This window comes from Salinispora goodfellowii, assembly GCF_059570675.1.
This window is the reverse complement of record NZ_JCANTD010000022.1, coordinates 18,820-38,950: the sequence shown is the minus strand read 5'-3', so window position 1 is coordinate 38,950 and position 20,131 is coordinate 18,820. Positions and strand designations below refer to the sequence as shown.

The window sequence follows — 20,131 nt, the reverse complement described above, 5'->3', positions numbered from 1 at the left end:
CCCGGCTATCGCCGGTTCGCACCAGGACCATCTAAGGGGAGAACCGTGACCCACGTGTCCGAGCGCAGCGGCGCAGGAAGTAGCCAGACCGGTGCCGGCGGTGACCGCCAGCCCTGGACCAACGCCACCGGGCGTCCGGTGCGCAAACGTTCGGCCTCGTACCTGGATGCCGGTGTCTCGATCGAGGCGGGCGACCGCGCGGTCGAGCTGCTCAAGTCGAAGGTGAAGCAGACTCGACGACCGGAGGTGATGGGCGACCTGGGTGGCTTCGCCGGCCTGTTCCGGCTGGACACGAAGAAGTACAAGAACCCGATCCTGGCCTCCTCCACCGATGGGGTCGGCACGAAGCTGGTGATCGCGCAGCAGCTCGACATTCACGACACGGTCGGCATCGACCTGGTCGCCATGGTCGTGGACGACCTGGTGGCGTGCGGTGCCGAGCCGCTGTTCCTGCTCGACTACATCGCCACCGGTGAGGTCGTACCGGACCGGGTGGCCGAGATCGGCGCCGGCATCGCCGACGGCTGCCGGTACGCCGGTTGTGCCCTGCTGGGTGGGGAGACCGCCGAGCACCCCGGTGTCCTCCGGCCGGATGAGTACGATATCTCGGCCACCGGCGTGGGGGTGGTGGAGGAGAGCGGAATCCTCAGCTCCGAGCGGGTGGAGGTCGGCGACGTCGTGATCGCGATGCGCGCTTCCGGCCTACACTCCAACGGATTTTCCCTGGTCCGGCACGTGCTGCTCGGCGCCGGCCGGATGCGCCTGGACGTGGTCATCGAGGACTTTGGCCGGCAACGCACCCTCGGCGAGGAACTGCTGACCCCGACCAAGATCTATGCGCAGGACTGCCTGAAGCTGATCGCCGAGGCGGAGGTCCGGGTATTCGCCCACGTGACCGGGGGCGGTATCCCGGGGAACCTGGTCCGGGTCCTACCGGAGCACGTGGACGCGGTTGTCGATCGCGCTACCTGGAAGCCCCAGCCGATCTTCGACCTGGTGCAGTCCAAGGGGCGGATTGAGGCCCCGGAGATGGAAGCGACGTTCAACATGGGCGTCGGCATGTTCGCGATCGTCTCCGCCGAGGATGCCGACCGCGCGCTGGCCACCCTCACCGGCCGCGGCGTGGATGCGTGGCAGGCCGGTGAGATCATCGACGGCACCGGCAATGTCCAGCTGGTCGGGCAGCACACCCGTGGCTGATCGCCTCGGTGCCCGGTTGGACTGCCGATCCGGGCTTCGCGCCGATCCCGACGGTCTGCGGGTCGGGGGCTTCACCCGGGTGGCCGACGCCGCCTAGCCTGAGGTGCACCCCCGCAATGTCGCCGGGGCACGCCGGGGTGTCGTAGCGCGCCCGGCATGGCAGAGGAGGGCGATGGCGGTACGGGGGCAGTCGACAGCTGGGATGCGCGGTTTGGCGGCCGTCCCAGCCTATGTGGTTATGCAGCCCACAACGCTCTGCAACCTCGACTGCGTGTACTGCTATCTCCCGCTCCGCCACGCCGACCGGCGGATGCCGGTCAGCGTGGCGGAGGCGGTGGCGGCATCAGTCAACCCGTGGGCGAGAGCTGGGCGATTCTCCGTGGTGTGGCACGGTGGCGAGCCGCTCGCCGCCGGGCAGGAGCTGCTTGCCGGGCTGATTGCCCCGTTCGGGCCGGAGGTGGAGCATCACGTCCAGACCAACGCGACGCTGATCGACGATGCTTGGTGTCGGTTCTTCGCGGAGCACCGGGTCCGGGTGAGCGTCAGCGTGGACGGGCCGCGGGGGCGAAACACGGATCGGGTCACCCGGGGCGGGCGTCCCGCGTACGCCCAGATCATGCGGGGAGTAGAGGCGTTGCGCCGGCATGGGCTGCCGTTTTCGGCGCTGGCGGTGGTGGGGCGCCCCGAGCCGGGTCTCGCCCGCGAACTGTACGACTTCTTCCTCGACCTCGGCCCGGACGTGTTGGGTGTGAACATCGAGGAGACCGAGGGGGTCAATACGCGGACCAACCGCCACGACGCGGCTGCGGTGACCGCCTTCTGGGCGGAGTTGGTGGCGGCCTGGCGCCGGAACCCCCGCATCCACCTGCGTGAGATCGAGTGGTCCCTGCGGTACGCCGCTGCCGTGTTGGACGGCGTCGAGGAGCGGCTGTTGCCCCGTCGGCTGGATCCGATTCCCACGGTCGGGCACGACGGCTCGGTAACCGTGCTCTCGCCCGAACTGGCCGGTTTCACGAACCCTCGGTACGGCGACTTCAGCAGCGGCAACGTGCTGGCCACTCCGCTGGCGGAGATCGTGGCCGAGGCCGCAGAGACACCCTGGGTCGGCGAGTTTCTCGCCGGGGTGGAGGCTTGCCGAGCATCGTGTTCCTACTTCGGCTTCTGCGGCGGTGGCCACGCGGCCAACCGCTACTTCGAGCAGGGACGTTTTGACGTTACGGAGACCGAGCACTGCCGCAACAGCAAGATCCGCCTATTGGAGGGAGTGTTGGAGCATGCCCGAGAACACCGGTCCCCGGAAACCTGAGCGTACGGTGGGCACGGTCGCGGACGACGTGGTTGATCGGGTCCGCGCCGCTGGCGCCGACCTCACCACGTTGCTTCGCGAGGCCGAGGCGGCCCGCCGCCTACGGGCGGAGGCGGCGGGAGACGGCACCTCCAGCGCGGTCTGCGCCTGGAACCACTTCGAGAACATCCCGACGTTCTACAACTGGAACAACCGTCCACGCTGAGCCGACCGGTCACCCCGGGTCACGCTGAGCCGACTGGCCATCCCAACCGGTCCATGCCGCGTCGGGGTTCCGCGGTACCTGCCGAAAAGGGCGTGTCTCGGAGCCACTGCCAGCACTCCGAGACACGCCCTGCCTCCGTCGGGGACCGCTGACCGATGGGCACAAACATGAGCACGCGGATCGACCGCGTGCTCATGTTGCACCAGGGGTCAGCGGTTGGGACGAGCCCGGCTGTCCGGGTCGTCGTCCACGTGGTCCTCGTCATCGTCGTCGACATACTCTTTGTAGTCGTCGTCGAAGTCGTGGTCCGACTTGTGGCTGCCGCCGAGTTCGCGTTGCAAGGCGGCGAGGTCGGTGTTCGGGGAGTGGTACTTCAACTCCCGGGCCACCTTTGTCTGCTTGGCCTTAGCTCGGCCGCGCCCCATGGCTCGACCCCCTCGCACAGAATGCGGGGCAGCCCGAAGGCGGGCCCCGATGACGTCAGGCATCTCTCGTGGCTCTTACGGTACATGGAGATGCCACCGTTCGGCACCTCGGGTTACCGTCGTCCGGCTCCGCGCGTCGCGGCGGCTCGGTCATCACCCAGTGTACTCGGTAAGGGCCAATCCGGGGAGCGCCCCTAACAGCAGGCGAATCACCGTGAATCCAGCTTAACCGCGCCGTGACGCTGTGGCGGTCCAGGGGCGGAACCAGCCCGGCCCGCCCCTGGACGTGATCAGGGCAGCAGGATCGTCCGCAGTCGGCCCACCTCAGCCATCCGTCGCTCGGCCAGCCGGTCCGCGGCCACCGCCGGTGGCACCCCTTCGGTATCGGCGAGCCGCAGAATTTCCCGGGTAGTGTCGTAGATCTTGGTCGCCCGTAGCTTGGCGCGTTCGAAGTTGAAACCCTCGACTTCGTCGGCGACCTGGATCACGCCACCGGCGTTGACCACGTAGTCGGGCGCGTACAGGATGCCCCGGTCGGCGAGGAGTTTCTCGATGCCCGGGTGGGCGAGCTGGTTGTTCGCCGCCCCGGCGACCACCTTTGCCCGCAGCGCGGGGACGGTGTCGTCGTTGAGCGTGCCCCCCAGCGCGCACGGGGCGTACACGTCGAGGTCGGCAGCGGTCAGCGCGGTGGCGTCGTCCATCAGCGTCACCTGCGGATGGTTCGTCCGCGCCCAGGCCAAGGCCCGGGGGTTCACGTCGGTCGCCACGACCTCGGCGCCGTCGTCCAGGAGGTGGCCGACCAGGTACTTGCCGACCTTACCCAGGCCCGCTACGCCGATTCGTCGTCCGCGTAGCGTCGGCGTGCCCCAGGCGTGCTCGGCCGCGGCGCGCATGCCCTGGAACACGCCCCACGCGGTGAGGATCGAGGAGTCGCCGGCACCCCCGTGCTCGCGGCTTCGGCCGGTCACGAACCGGGTCTCCCGGGCGATCACGTCCATGTCGGCCACGTAGGTACCAACGTCGCAGGCGGTGTAGTAACGGCCGCCCAGGGTGTCCACGAAGCGGCCGTAGGCGCGCAACAGCGCCTCGCTCTTGAGCCGTTCGGGATCTCCCCAGATGACTGCCTTGCCGCCGCCCAGGTCCAGCCCGGCGAGGGCGTTCTTGTAGGCCATACCGCGGGAGAGGTCGAGTACGTCGGCGAGGGCTGCTTCCTCGTTCGCGTACGGGTAGAACCGGGTGCCGCCGAGCGCGGGTCCCAGCGCCGTGGAGTAGATGCCGATGATCGCCCGTAGGCCGGACTGTTTGTCCTGGCAGAACAGAACCTGCTCGTGGCCGACCGACCCGGGGTCGTCGGTGGTGGCGAATACGCCCATGACTCACTCCTGGTGTGGTGTGCGGCCTTGTGGGCCGCGGACCTAGGACGCCGGCGGGATGCTGCCGGTGCCGCTGAGCCTAGTATCGGCCGACATCGTCTCCGTCGTCACCGGCGTGTGCGTCCGTACGGCGGGACCAGCCGCTCGGCGACTCTCCGGAGTGCACGCGAAACTGTGCCACCAGGGATTCGCCTCCGACTCGTGGGAGGATCGCGCCGTGCCCTCGCTCTTCGCCGCATACCTGCGCGTGTACGAACCGTTGACCGCCTTCGACCGTGACCGCCAGGCGTACTGGCGGAGTTACGTCGACCAGGGACGGGCCGTTGCCCCGGCGGAAGGGCCCGGCCGGCAGCTCACGTCGGTGATCGAGGCGCTCGGAGCGGGCTGGACGCGGCTGCCGAAGCTGCCGGACGAGGCGTACGTTCTGGAGGCCGATGACACGCTGCTGGTCTGCCCGTGGAACCTGCGGATCCGGGTCGCCGAGGCGGCGCTGAACGCGCGGGATGGCGTACCCCCGGTGTTGGCTGACGCCTTTGTGCCGCCGGTGCTCGCCGGGAAGGCCAAGGCGGTGGTTGACGACTGGCGTAGCGGGGCGCGTGTCCTGGAGCACGGCGTTCCCCGCGTGCACGAGCAGATCGCCACCTGGGGCGTACCGCTGCGGTGGTTTGTCCTCTTCGAGCCGGCGGAGCGGCATCAGGTCACCGAGCCCGGCCGGCGGGCACTGCGGTATCGGACGGAGATTTCCAAGGCCCGCCGTCGCTCGTCGCGGGCCCTCGCCGTGTTGCGCAAGTCGGTCGGTGCCGCGCCGATCACCGAGGCGGTGGAGGAAGCCGCGCGTTGGCTGGAGGAGTTTCATCCACGGTCGGTGGTGGAACTGGACTACGGCGGGCTGGTGTCACTGCTCTCCGACGAGACCCTCGCGGCTGACGACTCGCCGGAGTTGGTCGCCGCCGGCTTGGCCGGGCTGTCCCGGGGCGAGGCGGAGGAGGCGTCAACGGCTTACGACAAGCTGGTTGCGCGGTGGCGCGCGGTGCAGTTGCTCGAGCGGTGCAACTGACGCCAAACCAGTCGACTTCCCCTCGTTGACCCGGGAACCATTCGCATTTGATACATCACGAACCGTGATCATGAGACCGCATATGGCAGCTCCTGTCATGTTAAAGGCGAATAATTCGGTCATGGTTCATCCGTCCGTCTAAGGACGTTCGGCCGTTCGGCCCATGTCGGACATCGGGGACTAGCCGGACCATGGGAGACGCGTCGGCCGGCGGGACCCCGGCCGATGTCTATACATGTGGAGGAGTGACCCATGGCATCGCGAACGCACGAACCGGAGCCGCTGCTCACGCCGGCCGAGGTGGCGTCGATGTTCCGTGTCGACCCGAAAACGGTGACCCGTTGGGCCAAGGCCGGCAAGCTGAGTGCGATCCGGACTCTTGGCGGGCACCGCAGATACCGGGAGTCGGAGGTCAGAGCGCTGTTGCAGGGGCAGATCCCACAGCAGCGTCAGGGGGACTGACCGGGTGCGAGCCAACGGACAACGCGCGTAGGGCGGTGGACGATCTGTCCGCCGCCCTACGGCATTTCTGCGGGGCGAACGCGGCTTCGCCCCCCGGGAGGCTCCGCGGGGCAGACCCGGTTCAGCCCTTGAGCGTGACCCGAATCCCAACCGTGCCCTGCTCGCCCCGGCGTAGCCGGCTTCCCAGCAGGGTGAGCCGGCCGAGCACCCGGTACTTCTCCTTGATCAGGCCGCGGACCCGCCGGGTGCCCGCCGGGTCGGCGAGCGCGGCGTATCCGGCGACCGCCGGGCCGCGCGGTCGACCTCGGACATCGCAGGGGGCGACGGTCACATCGCCGCTGCGCCGGATCCGCTTCACCTTGCCGGAGCTGGCAACTGTCCAAACTACGAGCGCATCGCCGTCACGGACCGCCCAAACCGGGGTCGGTACCGCACGGCCGTCCTTGCGGAAGGTCGTGAGCAGGATGTATTTCTCGGTCGCGAGTCGGTCCAGCGTGGCCACGCCGACAGGATACGGCCCCGCGGCCGGTTGACCGGGCAGTAAGCCGGACCGGCGTGCCGTACGCCGCAGAGCTGGTCGGGACGCTGCCGCGGCGGTGCCCATCCGGGAGCTTCGTTGCCGCCTGGTGCCGGGCTGCCGCGCGAGGCCGCCCAACCAATAGGGTCGCGGGGACGAGCGACACGGGTAGGCGGGACGGCGCGGGCGACCCCCGGGTCACCGCCGGAGGGAGGAGGCACCATGGGTGACCGTTGGGTCGTGATCGGGGCCGGCACGATGGGCCTCGGGATCGCGTACGTGGCCGCCGGTGCCGGCTACGACGTGGACCTGGTCGAGGTCGACCCGGCCCGGGGTGAAGCCGCCGCGGTGCGCCTCGATGAGCTGTGGGACCGGGCCGTTGGCCGCGGCCGGACAACGGTTGAGCAGGCCGGCGCCAACCGGTCCCGGGTGACTGTTCGGGGAACCCTCACCGAGGTCAGCGCCGGCCCGGAGGTCGTGGTCGAGGCCGTCCCGGAGCGGGCCGACCTGAAGCGCTCCGTGCTGCGCGACGCTGAGAACCTGAGCCCGGCGCTGTTGGCCAGCAACACCTCCAGCATCTCGATCGCCGAGCTGGCCGAGGGGCTGACCCGCCCGGACCGCTTCCTCGGCCTGCACTTCTTCAACCCGGTGTGGGCGATGACGCTGCTCGAGGTTGTGGTCGGCCCGGGGACCGCACCGCAGAGCACGGACGCGGCGGTCGCGCTCGCCACTCGGCTGGGCAAGGATCCGGTCGTCGTACGTGATCTGCCCGGCTTCGCCACCTCCCGGCTGGGGGTGACGCTCGGTCTGGAGGCGATCCGAATGGTCGCCGACAAGGTGGCGGAACCGGCGGACATCGACAAGGCGATGGTGCTTGGCTACCGGCATCCGGTGGGGCCGTTGGAGCTTACCGACCTGGTCGGGCTGGACGTGCGGCTCGACATCGCCCGCACCCTGGCGGCCGCGTACGGGGAGCGGTTCGCGCCGCCGCCGCTGTTGGTCGAGATGGTTGCCGCCGGACACCTCGGCAAGAAGTCCGGCCAGGGCTTCTACCGGTGGGAGAACGGGGTGAAGGCGTGACGGGTCTGCGGATCGACGAACAGGCCGACCGGGTGGTGGCGACGCTGGACCGCCCGGAGAAGCGCAACGCCATCGACGTTGACCTCGTCCACACGCTCCACGAACTCTGCGCCGAGCTGGAGGACCGGCCGAGGCTGCTGCTGCTCACCGGAGGCGCTGACGGCATCTTCGCCGGGGGCGCCGACATCGGGCAGCTCCGCGAGCGCGACCGGCTGGATGCCCTCGCCGCGATCAACTCGGCGGTCTTCGCCCGGATCCGGGCGCTGCCGATGCCAACCGTGGTCGCGGTTGATGGGCCGGCCCTGGGCGGCGGTGCCGAGCTGGCGTACGCCGGCGATCTACGGGTGTGCACCTCGCGGGCCGTTTTTGGGCAGCCCGAGGTGCGACTTGGCATCCTGGCCGGGGCGGGGGCGACGCACCGGCTGCCGGCGCTGGTCGGTGAGGCACGGGCGAAGGAGCTGCTCTTCACCGGCCGGCGGGTGGACGCAGCGGAGGCCCTGCGGATCGGTCTGGTCAACCGGGTGGTCGCCGAGCCGGGCGAGCTGCTGCCGGCGGCCCACGCCCTGCTCGACGAGGTGGCGAAGGGCTCCGCGCTCGCGTTGCGGCTGACCAAGCTGGCCGTGGACGCTCCGGCGGCCGCGCACCCCCACCTGGATCTGGTCAGTCAGGCAGTGCTCTTCGAGGATGAGGAGAAGCACCGGCGGATGACCGACTTTCTCGAGCGTCGGGCCCGGTCCTGAGCCGGCTGATGTCGGCAGCGGTAGCAGGGCCCGCCCCTGACCGTCGGAGAACCGTGGGCGGGTAGCCGACCGGGGTGGCCGCAGCGGCCGTGCGCACACTGGTCAACGGCGGGTTACCTCGGTGCGGCCACCACCCGATGGAGGCTCAGCGGTTCAGTGGTGCAGCGGCACCCCCGCGTCGGCGAGGGCCCGGATCAGCCCGGCCGACTCACTGAACCCGATGATCAGGACAGCGTCGGCCCCAGATTCCTTGATCTCGTGGACCCCGGAGGCGAAGTCGACCGCTGCCGCGTCGGTGCCCTCCGGCGGTTCGTACGTGATCAGCTTGAGCCGGTCCGAGTCGACGCCGGCCCGTTCCAACTCGGACCGCACGATGTTCTGTAGGCCCTCGCCATAGGAGTCCTGACGGGCCACGATGGCGATCTGCTGCGGGCCGTCCCGCAAGATCACGTCGGCCAGCGCACGGCCCTGCAAACTGTCGGATGGGGCGGTTCGGAAGTAGCGGCCCTCGTCGTCCAGGTCGGTGAGGCTCGCGTCGGTGTTCGACGGGGAGAACAGCACCAGCCCGGCCCGTACCACGTCGGGTAGCACTGCCCGGGAGATGCCGGAGCCGCCAGCGCCGATGATGACGTGGACGCCGGCGGCGGCATGGCTCGCCACAATTTGCTTGGCGATCGTCGGACTGGTGCCGTCGTCGCCGTCGATCCAGGTGACCGGGGCGCCAAGGACTCCCCCGGCGTCGTTGATCTCCTGGATAGCGAGGGCAGCGCCGGCGGCGAGGGGCGGGTTGGACAGCGCGAGTTCACCAGTCTGCGACTGCAGGCCCCCCAGCACCAGCGGGGCTCCGTCCGTCTGGTCGGCCGCGGCGGCCTCCGGTGGCGGCGTGCTGCTCGCGGCGGACTCGAAGCCCGCACCGACGAACTCTGTCCTGGCGTCGTTGATCTGCTCTCCGCCGAAGTGCAGCGTGGCGTAGCTGGCGGTGGAGGGCTCGCCGGCCGCAGTGAACCCAGCCCGGGTGATCGAGACGCTGCGGTACTCGATGTCCTGTCCGTCCTGGGCCAGCGCGAGGCAGGCCACGGCGGTCTCACACCGCTGGCCGCCGTTGGTGATCCCGACGATCTGTGCTGCGATGGCCGCCGGATCGGTGGTGCCGGCGACCTGTGCCGCGAGCGCGCTGATCAGCACCGCGTCATATGCCTCTGCCGCATAGACGAAGTTGGTCAGGTCGGGGTCAACCGAGTGTAACCGGTCTATGAAATCCTCCGGCAGCAGGGTCAGCGGTGTGGTGCCCTTCATCCCGTCAACCAGGTCGGCGCGGTCCCTCAACTCGGCGGGGAACGAGTTGATCATGGTGCCGTCGGTGCCGTAGAGGCGTACCGGGGTGGCGGTGGCCTTGTCGGACCCGTCGGTCCCGCAGGCACTGCTGGCGAGTAGGAACGTCGCGCAAGCGGCCAGGGTGGCAGCTCGCGTGGCGCGTGTGATCAGCATTGTCGTCCTTCCTCGGGCGCGACCGTACGCTACGCAAGGTAGCGTGCTTCGCCCACCGTCGGGACCTGGCCGTGTCGGCTGGCGAGGTTGACCACAATTTGTTACTCAGAGTGATGCGGGGTGACGGGAGTGGGTGAGTCACGGTCTCGGCCGACGACGCGTTTCGCGACCACGCTCGCGTAGCGGGCGAGGAGTTCAGACCAGCCAGCGGTCAGCGCCCGGCGGTAGCCCTCCGCCGCCGGGCCGTGTCGATCGAAGTGTCGGTGTTCCACCTCTACCCGGGTTTGCCCAGGTCGGTCGGGCTGGAAGAGTGCCTCGACCTCGCTGGCCCGGGCCGGATCGGGCGCTGGGACGCGGTCTGCCCCGATCTGCCAGGTGAAGACGAGCCGGTGGGGCGGGGCCCAGGCCAGCACCCGGCCCCAGTCGGCGCGGAAGCCGTGCGGGCCGATTTCGTACAGCATCCCGCCGGTCCGCGGCTCCATCCCCAGCGTGGTTAGTAGGCCGGGGCCGGACCAGGTGTACTCCATGACCCACCAGTCGGCTATCGCATCGGTGAATACCGCGAAAGCCTGCTGCGTCGACGCGGGAACGAGGAGCGAGCTGCGGAGCGAGTACCGTGCGAAATCCTGCTGGACATCGACGGGATCGATCATCTCCTGTCCCATAGGCCCGGACCATACCGGCTGATGCGTGCCGGTGCAGCCTTGCGAAGTGCTCGATTCCAGTTGTTTGGCGGCACTCGCGCAGGAGTGTGGAAAGTCAATACCTTCCTCGGGAATAGGTTCGTGGTGGAAATTTTCGTCTTTCGCTCTGGCCTGGCTTCCAGGCCAGGTTTAGATTTTGTTTAGAAACTTCTGAACATTCGAGACTGTTGCGTCAGGAGGGGATTTTATGGACCCGGAGGCTGGCCGGCGGTACGCCGAGGAGGTTGGCGTCGTCCTGGCTCGGATGGGCACCACCCCCGCCTTCGGCAAGCTACTGGGCTGGCTGCTCATCTGCGACCCGCCGAAACAGACCACCGCGCAGCTGTGCGAGGCGATGGGGCTGTCCAAGGCCTCGGTATCCACCGGCATGCGGGTGCTGGAACAGTCCGGCCTGGTCCGACGGGTGCCGAGCCAGGGCCGCGGACACGCGTACGAGATGCATCCGGATGCCTTCGCCCGCGCTATCGACCCAACCGAAAAGATGCGCGTCTTCATCGATCTGATGCAGCGCGGTATCGATCTGGTCGGCGACCCGGCGGCACCAGAGGCCAGCCGGTTACGCCATTCCCGCGACTTCTACGCCTTCATGGTCGAGCGCACCCCAGCCCTGATGGAGGAGTTCCGGCAACAAGCACGAAAGGACAGCTAGGATGCGAATACTGGTGATCACCGTAGGGTCACGCGGAGATGTCCAGCCGTACGTGGCCCTCGGCAAAGGTCTCCAGTCGGCCGGCCACGACGTCACTCTGGCCACCTGCGCCCGGTTCCGGTCGTTCGTCACCGACCAGGGTTTGGCGTACGGCCAGCTCAGTGACGACATACTGCAGCTGCTTGACTCGGCGGCGGGCCGGGCCGCGATGGAGGAGACCACCGGGGTGCTCGGGGCGGTCAAGACCAACATCAGGCTGGCCCGTCAGGCGAACCCAATCAACCGGAGGCTGCTGGCCGATGCCTGGGCGGCAGCCCGGCAGGCCAAGCCAGATCTGGTCGTCTACCACCCCAAGGTACTGGCCGGTCCGCACATCGCCGAGAAGCTCGGCGTGCCGGTAGTACTGGCGCTACCCGTGCCGGTCTCCGTACCGACCGGTGACTTCCCCCTCGTCGGGCTGCCCGAACTGCCCCTCGGCCGTTGGTACAACCGACTGACCTACCGCCTGGCCGGTGCCGGATACCGGATGTACGACGGCATGGTGAACACTTTTCGTCGCGACACGCTCGAGCTCGCGAAAACCAGCGGTGCCGCGCTGACCACCCGGCTACCCGACGGGCGGCCGATCCCGGTGCTGCACGGCATCAGCGAGCACATCCTGCCGCGACCCGTCGACTGGCCCGAGCACGTGCACCTCACCGGGTACTGGTTCCTCGACGACGCCGCCCGCTGGCAGCCCCCGGCCGCCCTGGTCGACTTCATCGAGGCGGGCGACCCACCGGTGTACGTCGGCTTCGGAAGTATGGCCGGGCGCGACCCACGCCGACTCACCCGCCTTGTCGGCGAGGCACTGCGCCAGGCTGGCGTCCGCGGCATCGTGGCCACCGGCTGGGGTGGCCTGGCGGAGATCGAGCCGTCAGACACCATCTGGCACCTCACCCAGGCCCCACACGACTGGCTCTTCCCGCGGATGTCCGCCGTCGTGCACCACGGCGGGGCCGGCACCACCGCGGCGGCGCTTCGCGCTGGCAAGCCCTCGGTGATCTGCCCGTTCCTCCTGGACCAGTTCGTCTGGGGTCGGCAGGTGTTCGCGCTCGGCGCGGGCAGTGCACCCATACCGCAGCGGAAGCTCACTCCGCAGCGGCTGGCTACCGCGATCCGTGCGGTGACCACCGACGCCGCGATCCGGGCCACCGCGGTCAAGCTGGGGAGGAGTCTCGCGGCCGAGGACGGTGTCGCGAACGCGGTGGCCAGGATCGACACTCTTCGCAACCCGGCGGGTTAGGGCACCAGCGGCCCGGGTGGCCACGCCTCGGGCACCCCTGGCGCTGAGAACGGCTCCGGCTTCCCAGAAAGGGAGCCGGAGAGTGACGTCGGAGAGTACTGCGACGTGTCACTGTCACCCGATCAGAATCAGCGGCACGGTGGGACGCACTCGTGCTCACCCCCGTTCCTACCTGCGATCTCGGGGGATCACCACACTACGTAACCCCGGCGGCTGGAGTAGGTTGTCTGATTTGCCGGCTTGGCTAATCTACGAATGCACCATATCCTACCGGTGTAGCACCCGTTGCCTCCGGCCGCCACAGGTCGGAGGCTGTGTTTGGGCCCTGAGTTTGCATCCGGAGTAAAGGGAGTCAAAGCGTTGACCGACGAGTCCGGTAAGGCCAACTTCAGCGGAATCTACAACCAGGAGACGCCGTGCGCGTATTACGCCAACCTGCGACAGTTTGAATACGAGATCCCGCAGCATGGGGCTACCGTATTCAACCAGCTGATCGACGCCCAACCGTGGGGTGACGGCTACCGACCCACCGTGCTCGACGTGTGCTGTTCCTACGGCATCGTCGGGGTGCTCACCAAGACCGATCTTGAGCTGGACGACGTGTACACGTACTACCAGGGTGCCAGTGACGACGGGCGCACCCTGGACCAGGTGCGCCGCGCCGAGAACGAATTTCTGGGTCAGCGGGCCCGGCCAGATGCTCCGCACATCATCGGGTTGGACGTCGCCGAGAACGCTACCCGGCACGGTGTGGCAGTCGGTGCGCTCGACGATGCCTTTGTCGAGAACCTGGAGGCGACAAAGCCATCGTCAGAGCTGGCCAAGAAGATGTCGGAGGTGGACCTCATCACGACCACGGGTGGCATTGGCTATGTCACCGAGCGGACTTTCGAGCGGCTACTCACCTGCACTGAGGCTCCGCCCTGGGTTGCCGCGTTCTGCCTCCGGACGTACGACTATGAGCCGATTTCGGAAGTGCTCGCGCAGTATGGGCTCGTGACCGAGAAGGCGGACCAGGCTGTTCGGCAGCGGCGGTTTATCGACGATACCGAACGAGAGTGGGCGATGGCGGAGCTGGCGGCGCGGGGCGTCGACCCGGCCGACTTGGAGAGCACGGGATATCTGTACGCCGATTTCTACCTCTCCCGGCCGCGGGAAGATGCCACCGAGAAGCCGCTGACAGACCTGGTGACGATTCCAGCCAACTAGCTGGCTCTGTTCCGGCCTCGGCAACACTGCGCCGGGGCGCGGGGTGAGTCGGTGACAGTGCCCTTCGGGCTTGCGGGATCACGGTTGCGGTGACTTCCGCCGCTCGGTTCGAGGGCTGCTACGGCGTGAGATCGAGGCTTGGGGGCCTGCCCTGCACGTGGGCAGGCCCCCAAGCCCTTCCCAGGTAGATGTGGTGTTGGGGTACCCGGGCGTTGAGTTTCCCGGTGGTGTCGGCGTCGGTGGTGTCACGCCGTGCCCCGCATGAGGCCGAGCAGCATCCCAAACACGATCACCGTTTGGATCGAGTGCGGAATAACCGAGAGCCACATGCTCCGATAACGCCTTACTGGTAGCGACATGACCAGTCCGCTGGTGAGCATGATGCCACCAGCAGTCCAGGGCTGATGTACGTGGTACAGGCCGAACAAGACTCCGTTCGCGAACCAGTCAGCTGACCCGAACACGCCTTGCATCCTGGGTAGGAGGATTCCGCGGAAGATAAACTCCTCACCGAGGAAGACGTTGAAGATACTGAGCGTCAGGAAAAGTGCAAGGAACCACCAAGCCCCTTCCATCTGTGGGGCGACTTCGGCCGAGAACAGCGTTTCGGCTTTCTGGAAGGGTAGTGGGGCAGGCCCGGGTAGCAGGTGCTGCTGCAGGTTCTCAATCACTGGGGACACGTACATCATGTTGAGCACGAACGCTGTTCCCAATGGCGCCAGCAGCCAAAGGAGGCGTTTGCGGGGACGACCGCTCACCGGGTCTCTGGGAACCTGTAGCCACAGTCGGCGGGCCATGGCGGAGCGGCCTATCGACCCCTCTTCGCGCCAGAGTATCAACAATGCCAGCACGAACTGCCAGATCAGGCCGGCCGCCAGCGTGACGGTGGCCAGCACCACGGTGTCGTAGGGGCCGTCTGCGACTGCGGGGGTAATCACCCAGTAGCCCAGTCCCATGGGTAGGGTGGCGGCCGCCCAGATTCCCAGGATTTTCGCCAGCGAGTACTGTGCCGGCAGATCGGTTGATGTCGGGTCGGATGTGCTGTGCTCCGGCGGGCCCGACCTATTCCTTGTGGTGCCACCGCCCATGCCGCTCAGCTCCTTGCAAAAATGTGCTGTGCCTCTGGCTTCGGGCTAATTCTGGTGCCGGCGAAAGGTGTTCGTCCATGCCGGTCAGCCCGCCGAATTCGGGCGGGGCATCCCTACCTTCCGGCTTGGGGCTCTCCCTACCTCTCGGCCAGGACTCAGTGTGCCGCCGCGGGGTTCGTTGCCGCGCTAACCCGTGGGTGGTTTCAGGGGTTATGTCGCCTTTCATCGTTTTCTTAGGCGGGAGTGCGTGCAGAAGCAGCTGGATGGAGCCCCGGTCCTTGCTGGTAGCGCCCGTAATGCTTGCATGCATAGCGATGTGAGCATATGTTCGTGGGAGCACTGACTGACGAGAAGGGGGAGGCGGATGAGCGCGGGGCACGACCACGGTCAACAAGCGGTGCGGGCCGGCGAGCGGCACCGGGGTCGGCTCTGGGCGGCCTTCGGGCTGCTCCTCACCTTTATGGTGGTAGAGGCGGTCGCAGCGGTTATGACCGGCTCATTGGCGCTGCTCTCCGACGCCGGACACATGTTCACCGATGTCCTCGGTATCGGTATGGCCCTGGCCGCGATCGCCGCCGCCAGCAGAGCGTCCCGGTCTGGCCAGCGCACGTTCGGGCTCTATCGGATGGAGGTGCTGGCGGCGCTGGCCAACGCCGTCCTGCTGTTCGGAGTTGCCTGCTACGTGGTGGTCGAGGCGGCACGTCGGTTCAGTCAACCACCGGAGGTGCCGGCGGGGCCGATGTTGACGGTGGCGGTAGCGGGCCTGGTGGCCAACGTCGTCGCCTTCTTCCTGCTGCGCGCGGGCTCGCGGGAGAGTCTGAACGTGCGGGGCGCCTACCTGGAGGTTCTGGGAGACCTGTTCACGTCCGTCGGCGTGATCGTCGCCGCGGTCGTGATCGCCGTGACCGACTGGTGGTACGCCGATCCGCTGATCGCGGTGGCGGTGGGGCTGTTCATCCTGCCCCGCGCGTACCAGTTGGGTCGCGCCGCGCTGCGGGTGTTGGTGCAGGCCGCGCCGGCACATCTGGACATCTCCGCGGTGCGGGCGGCGCTACTCGTCGTGGACGGGGTAGCCGACGTGCACGACCTGCACGTATGGACGCTAACCTCGGGGATGGACGTTGCTTCGGCGCACCTGGCTCTCGAGCGTGATGCCGATCTTGCCGCAGTGCTGGCCCGGTCCCGACGGCTGCTGCAGGATCGTTTCGCAATCGAGCACGCCACCCTGCAAGCCGAACCGGCGGAGCCGGCCGACGCGGACGCTGTCTGCCACGGGTGCGGATGGTGACCTGCATCGCTCCTGGGAACCAGCGGGCGCGGCAGGCCGACTGCCTTATATGCCGCCATCTATCTGGGAGCTGTTCGTGAACCGCCCATCCAGCCTGACTACCCGCCGGGCCGCCATCTGGCGGGTAGTCGCCGCTCTCCGGCCGGTCCCCCGCCACCCGCGCCGGTTGGCGACCCGGTGATGAGTCTCGCCGCTATCGGGCGTCGACCGTTCCTGCTGTCGGCAGGGACGGTGCTGGTGGCCGCCACCGTCGGTGCGGTGCTGCTGTGGTGGGGCGGTGCGGTCGCGGAGGCCCCGCCCGGGCTTCCGGACCCAGGACCAACCACGGCCTGGCTGCTGCCGGCCTCCCGGCTCGGCATGCAGGTCAGCGCGGTCGCCACGGTCGGTCTACTGCTGGCAGCGGTGGTGCTCTCGCCCCGGGACGACGGTGGGCGGTTGTCCGCGACCGGCTACCGGCGCATGCGCGCTGCCGCCGGCGCGGCCTCGGTGTGGGCGGCGGCGTCTGCGGTCGCGGTCTGTTACACCATGGTCGATCTGTTCGGCCTCCCCGCCGCAGAGGTGCTGTCCGTGCCGGGGGTGCTCCACTTCGCCACCGCCGTCCCGCTCGGGCAGTCCCTGGCGTTCAGTGGCGTGCTGGCCCTGGCGGCGGCGGTGGTCGCGGCGACCAGCCTGCGACCCGGTGGCGCGCTGACCGCCCTGGTGCTGGCGTTGGGGGCGCTGGTGCCGCCGGTCTTCACCGGCCACGCCGCGGCCAGCGGTAACCACCAGTTGGCGGTGTCCGGCCTGCTCCTGCACGTGCTGCCGGTCACGATCTGGGCCGGTGGCCTGCTCGCCCTGGCCGTTACCAGTCGCGGCACGACCGCCGACCTGGCGCGGGCCGTGCGTAGGTTTTCCCCGCTCGCCGTTGGCTGCCTGACCGCAGTGGGTTTGTCCGGGCTGCTGTCGGCCGCTGTTCGGCTCCCGAGCGCCGCCGACGTGCTGGGCACCCGCTACGGGCAGGTACTTCTGATCAAGGCTGCTGCGCTCGTCGCGATCGCCGCCGCGGGATTGGCGCACCGTCGCCGGGCCCTGCCGGCCCTGGCGGCAGGTCGGCGCGGGCCGTTCCTGCGGGTTGCGGCCGTCGAAACGCTGCTCTTCGCCGCTGCGATCGGTACCTCGGTCGCCCTGTCCCGCACCCCGGCACCCATCGGTGCGGAGACGGAGGACCTCGCCACCGCGCTACTCGGCTTCCCGATGCCGCCGCCGATGACCATCGGCAACCTCGCCACCGGGTGGCTGCCCGAGCCGTTGATCATGGCGGCCGTGCTCGCCGCCGCCGGGTTCTACGCGGCCGGGGTGTGGCGGCTCCGCCGCCGCGGCGATGCCTGGCCCGTCTCCCGTACCGCCATGTGGCTGTTGGGCTGTGCCCTCATCATCGTGGCCACCTCGAGCGGTCTGGCCCGCTACGGGCCGCTGCTGTTCTCGATCCACATGATTCAGCACCTGCTGCTGATGATGATCGGCCCGATTCTGCTCGCGCTCGGCGGACCCATCACCCTGGCGCTGCGCGCCCTGGCCCCGTCGACCGACCCGCGCTGGCCGGGTCCCCGCGAGTGGCTGCAGGTGGCGCTGCACTCGCGGCTCTCGCGCGTCCTCACCAACCCCGTGGTCGCGTTGGTGATCTACGTCGCCAGCCTCTACCTGATGTACTTCACCGGCCTGTACGAGCTGGCACTGCGCTCGCACGCCGCGCACCTGGCCATGGTCGGACACTTCGTCGGCGCCGGCTATCTGTTCTTTTGGGTCGTCATCGGGGTTGATCCCGCGCCGCGCCGTATCCCATACCCGCTGAAGCTGATCCTGGTCCTGATCAGCATGGTGCTGCACGCCTTCCTCGGTGTCACGCTCATGCAGTCCACCACCTTGATCGCGGAAACCTGGTGGAGCGCGTTGGATCGCCCCTGGGGCGCCACTCCCCTGGAGGACCAACGCACCGCTGGCGGCATCGCCTGGTCCTTCGGTGAGTTGCCCACCGTCGTCGTGCTGGGCGCGTTGATGCGCCAGTGGATGAAGGCCGACGAGCGGGAGGCCCGCCGCCGGGACCGGGCCGCCGACCGTGCCGAAGCCGAAGGGCGCGAGGACGCCGAGCTGGCCGCGTACAACCGGATGCTGGCGGATCTGGCCGAACGCGATCGGCAGGTCCGTCGGTGAGTAGGCGGTGGCCCGCTCGTCCACGGGCGTCAGCGGGCCGGCGCGCAATCGGCCGGCTGGTGCGGGCGACGGCGGCGTGCAGCTCGTCGGATGGTGTCCCGATGGCCCGCCGCTCGGTGCGGCCCTGCCCGTTCCGCACTGAACAGGTGAATCACAGTGCTCCGCGGTGGTGCGCCCGGTACCTTTGCGTCCGGCGCCTCGCCTGCTCAGGGCGGTCGCCGCGGGATCGGACAGACCGACAGGAGATAGAGATATGACGAGGAACACCCGGCTGACCCTGGCCGCGGTCGTGGCGTTGATTCTGGTGGTGGTGGTCGGCGTGCTGGCGTTCAACCGCCGCGACGCGATCCCCAGCGCGGAGACGACCGGCGGCACGGTCGAACCCACGGTGCTGGTCCGGGACGACAGCCACCGACTGGCCTCCGCTCCCGACAGCAGGGTCACCCTGGTGGAGTTCCTCGACTTCGAGTGCGAGGCGTGCGGGGCGGTGTACCCGACGGTTAAGGAGATCCTCGCCGACTACGAGGACAAGATCACCTTCGTGGTGCGGTACTTCCCCATCTCCAGCCACCCCAACGCCGAGCTCGCCGCCCGGGCCGCGGAGTCCGCGGCCAACCAGGACCGCTTCGCCGAGATGTACCAGCTGCTCTTCGAGAACCAGGACGTCTGGGGCCACCAGGAGGAGCCGCAGACCGAGGTCTTCGTCGACTACGCCCGTACCCTCGGTCTGGACATCGACCGCTTCCAGCGTGACCTGGACGACCCCGCCACCGCCGCCCGGGTGGCGAAGGACCGCACCGACGGTGAGGCGGTCGGGGTGCAGGGCACCCCGACCTTCTTCCTCAACGGGGAGCCCCTCTCCGACCTGCGCAGCAAGGACGATCTGACCGCAATGATCGACACTGCCCTGGCCCGGTGACGAGCGCCACCGCCGACCGGCCCGCCACCGCCCCCGCTGAGCGTCGCTTCCTGACTGCTGTCACCGCGTGGATCCTCAGTGTCGGCGGTGGCGTCGGCCTGCTCGCCGCCGCCACCCTCACCGTCGAGAAGATCAACCTGCTGGCTGACCCCGGGTACGTCCCCACCTGCAGCATCAACCCGGTCCTGTCCTGCGGCTCGGTGATGAACACCCCGCAGGCCGCGGTCTTCGGATTCCCCAACCCGCTGCTCGGCGTCGCGGGGTTCGCCGTGGTCACCACGCTCGGCGTCGTCCTGCTCGCGACCGGAGGCCTCCCCCGGTGGATATGGCTCGGCCTGCAGGGGGGCGTCACCTTCGGTGTCGTCTTCGTGCACTGGCTCATCTACCAGAGCCTCTATGTGATCGGCGCGCTCTGCCCGTACTGCATGGTGGTCTGGGCGGTCACCATTCCGATCTTCCTCTACACCACGCTGCAGACCCTGCGGGACAACGCGACCGTACTGCCGCGGGCGCTGCGGCGGGCAACGGAACAGGCCGCCCTCTACCACAGCCTGGTCCTCGTCATCTGGTTCGCGTTCATCGTCGTCGCGATCCTGCACCGCTTCTGGGACTACTGGAGCACCCTGGTCTGAGGCCGTCGCGGCGTCCGACCCGGACCCGGCCGTTCCGGAAACATCCGGCCTTGCCGCAGCTTATGGGAGGAACTGGAAGATCCTGCCGGTCGTGGTCAGTGGCTGCGGAATCCCGGTGAAGCGGTGAACCCCGACCGAGAAGAGCTCTCCTTCCGGAGCGGTGAACTCTCGCTCGGCGAACCCGGCGGCGGACATCCAGGTGCGGATCGCCGGGGTCAGGTCGGGGGGCCGTCGACTCCGCATGTCAGGGTTACCCCGCGACGGTGGGGCGCGGGCCGGCCGACCGGAACGGGGTCACCGGGTGCGTCAACCGG

Annotated in this window: 21 protein-coding genes; 14 read left to right on the top strand and 7 right to left on the bottom strand. The window is 68.7% G+C overall.

From position 1 onward, the window contains the following. Window positions 1–45: 45 nt before the first annotated feature. The 3 genes from purM (at window position 46) to amcA (ending at window position 2,711) form a co-directional block, all read left to right on the top strand. On the top strand, window positions 46–1,200 hold the full coding sequence (gene purM, locus T398_RS18985; RefSeq protein ID WP_496448701.1) for a phosphoribosylformylglycinamidine cyclo-ligase: 1,155 nt from the start codon (window positions 46–48) through the stop codon (window positions 1,198–1,200). A gap of 202 nt (window positions 1,201–1,402) precedes the next feature. After that, window positions 1,403–2,506, top strand: a complete 1,104-nt coding sequence (gene amcB, locus T398_RS18980; RefSeq protein WP_496448766.1) for a cyclophane-forming radical SAM peptide maturase AmcB — start codon at window positions 1,403–1,405, stop codon at window positions 2,504–2,506. Next, the gene (gene amcA, locus T398_RS18975; protein ID WP_496448699.1) at window positions 2,475–2,711 is read left to right on the top strand and encodes a multiple cyclophane-containing RiPP AmcA; all 237 of its coding nucleotides are present in this window, start codon (window positions 2,475–2,477) and stop codon (window positions 2,709–2,711) included. Before amcB ends, amcA begins: the two co-directional genes overlap by 32 nt. Window positions 2,712–2,920: 209 nt before the next feature. On the opposite strand, the gene T398_RS18970 is transcribed toward amcA, so the two are convergent. After that, the gene (locus tag T398_RS18970) at window positions 2,921–3,136 is read right to left on the bottom strand and encodes a DUF3073 domain-containing protein (RefSeq protein ID WP_018221734.1); all 216 of its coding nucleotides are present in this window, start codon (window positions 3,134–3,136) and stop codon (window positions 2,921–2,923) included. Between the two features lie 290 nt (window positions 3,137–3,426). Beyond that, entirely contained in the window at window positions 3,427–4,509 is a 1,083-nt protein-coding gene (locus T398_RS18965; protein WP_496448697.1) for a Glu/Leu/Phe/Val dehydrogenase dimerization domain-containing protein, read from the bottom strand. 217 nt (window positions 4,510–4,726) lie between these two features. Here T398_RS18965 and T398_RS18960 point away from each other — a divergent pair, with 217 nt between their 5' ends. Both T398_RS18960 and T398_RS18955 read left to right on the top strand, forming a co-directional pair. Next, window positions 4,727–5,566: a DUF8083 family protein gene (locus T398_RS18960; RefSeq protein WP_496448764.1), complete on the top strand. Its 840-nt coding sequence runs from the start codon at window positions 4,727–4,729 to the stop codon at window positions 5,564–5,566. 252 nt (window positions 5,567–5,818) lie between these two features. After that, entirely contained in the window at window positions 5,819–6,028 is a 210-nt protein-coding gene (locus T398_RS18955) for a BldC family transcriptional regulator (RefSeq protein ID WP_007073996.1), read from the top strand. A gap of 121 nt (window positions 6,029–6,149) precedes the next feature. On the opposite strand, the gene T398_RS18950 is transcribed toward T398_RS18955, so the two are convergent. Beyond that, window positions 6,150–6,530 carry a PPOX class F420-dependent oxidoreductase gene (locus T398_RS18950; protein WP_496448695.1) on the bottom strand — a complete coding sequence of 127 codons (381 nt, stop codon included), beginning with the start codon at window positions 6,528–6,530 and terminating at the stop codon, window positions 6,150–6,152. Between the two features lie 237 nt (window positions 6,531–6,767). Between T398_RS18950 and T398_RS18945 the strand changes: the two genes are divergently transcribed. Both T398_RS18945 and T398_RS18940 read left to right on the top strand, forming a co-directional pair. Beyond that, complete coding sequence (locus tag T398_RS18945) at window positions 6,768–7,625, top strand: 3-hydroxyacyl-CoA dehydrogenase family protein (RefSeq protein WP_496448693.1); 858 nt, start codon at window positions 6,768–6,770, stop codon at window positions 7,623–7,625. Beyond that, window positions 7,622–8,365 (top strand): enoyl-CoA hydratase/isomerase family protein, encoded by a 744-nt coding sequence (locus T398_RS18940; protein WP_496448691.1) that lies wholly within the window; start codon window positions 7,622–7,624, stop codon window positions 8,363–8,365. The genes T398_RS18945 and T398_RS18940 overlap by 4 nt, the downstream gene beginning before the upstream one ends. A 153-nt stretch (window positions 8,366–8,518) precedes the next feature. On the opposite strand, the gene T398_RS18935 is transcribed toward T398_RS18940, so the two are convergent. Continuing rightward, window positions 8,519–9,853: an ABC transporter substrate-binding protein gene (locus T398_RS18935; RefSeq protein WP_496448689.1), complete on the bottom strand. Its 1,335-nt coding sequence runs from the start codon at window positions 9,851–9,853 to the stop codon at window positions 8,519–8,521. A 101-nt stretch (window positions 9,854–9,954) separates the two neighbouring features. Continuing rightward, on the bottom strand, window positions 9,955–10,518 hold the full coding sequence (locus T398_RS18930) for an SRPBCC family protein (RefSeq protein ID WP_496448687.1): 564 nt from the start codon (window positions 10,516–10,518) through the stop codon (window positions 9,955–9,957). 226 nt (window positions 10,519–10,744) lie between these two features. On the opposite strand from T398_RS18930, the gene T398_RS18925 reads away from it, so the two are divergent. The 3 genes from T398_RS18925 (at window position 10,745) to T398_RS18915 (ending at window position 13,700) form a co-directional block, all read left to right on the top strand. Next, window positions 10,745–11,206: a GbsR/MarR family transcriptional regulator gene (locus T398_RS18925; RefSeq protein WP_496448686.1), complete on the top strand. Its 462-nt coding sequence runs from the start codon at window positions 10,745–10,747 to the stop codon at window positions 11,204–11,206. A 1-nt stretch (window position 11,207) separates the two neighbouring features. Continuing rightward, the gene (locus tag T398_RS18920) at window positions 11,208–12,491 is read left to right on the top strand and encodes a glycosyltransferase (RefSeq protein WP_496448684.1); all 1,284 of its coding nucleotides are present in this window, start codon (window positions 11,208–11,210) and stop codon (window positions 12,489–12,491) included. A gap of 360 nt (window positions 12,492–12,851) precedes the next feature. Then, a complete protein-coding gene (locus T398_RS18915) occupies window positions 12,852–13,700 on the top strand; it encodes a hypothetical protein (protein WP_496448682.1) in 849 nt (282 codons plus the stop codon). A gap of 245 nt (window positions 13,701–13,945) precedes the next feature. Here the strand turns inward: T398_RS18915 and T398_RS18910 are convergent, their stop codons facing one another. Continuing rightward, window positions 13,946–14,788 (bottom strand): CPBP family intramembrane glutamic endopeptidase, encoded by an 843-nt coding sequence (locus T398_RS18910; RefSeq protein WP_496448680.1) that lies wholly within the window; start codon window positions 14,786–14,788, stop codon window positions 13,946–13,948. 364 nt (window positions 14,789–15,152) lie between these two features. Here T398_RS18910 and T398_RS18905 point away from each other — a divergent pair, with 364 nt between their 5' ends. The 4 genes from T398_RS18905 to T398_RS18890 all read left to right on the top strand — a co-directional run bounded on the left by T398_RS18905 (window position 15,153) and on the right by T398_RS18890 (window position 19,817). Beyond that, complete coding sequence (locus T398_RS18905) at window positions 15,153–16,076, top strand: cation diffusion facilitator family transporter (protein ID WP_496448678.1); 924 nt, start codon at window positions 15,153–15,155, stop codon at window positions 16,074–16,076. 180 nt (window positions 16,077–16,256) lie between these two features. Then, window positions 16,257–18,266 (top strand): bifunctional copper resistance protein CopD/cytochrome c oxidase assembly protein, encoded by a 2,010-nt coding sequence (locus tag T398_RS18900; RefSeq protein WP_496448676.1) that lies wholly within the window; start codon window positions 16,257–16,259, stop codon window positions 18,264–18,266. A gap of 253 nt (window positions 18,267–18,519) precedes the next feature. Further along, a complete protein-coding gene (locus T398_RS18895) occupies window positions 18,520–19,185 on the top strand; it encodes a DsbA family protein (protein WP_496448674.1) in 666 nt (221 codons plus the stop codon). Then, window positions 19,182–19,817: a vitamin K epoxide reductase family protein gene (locus T398_RS18890; protein WP_496448672.1), complete on the top strand. Its 636-nt coding sequence runs from the start codon at window positions 19,182–19,184 to the stop codon at window positions 19,815–19,817. The genes T398_RS18895 and T398_RS18890 overlap by 4 nt, the downstream gene beginning before the upstream one ends. Before the next feature lie 60 nt (window positions 19,818–19,877). On the opposite strand, the gene T398_RS18885 is transcribed toward T398_RS18890, so the two are convergent. After that, a complete protein-coding gene (locus T398_RS18885; protein ID WP_496448671.1) occupies window positions 19,878–20,060 on the bottom strand; it encodes a hypothetical protein in 183 nt (60 codons plus the stop codon). Window positions 20,061–20,131 lie beyond the last annotated feature (71 nt).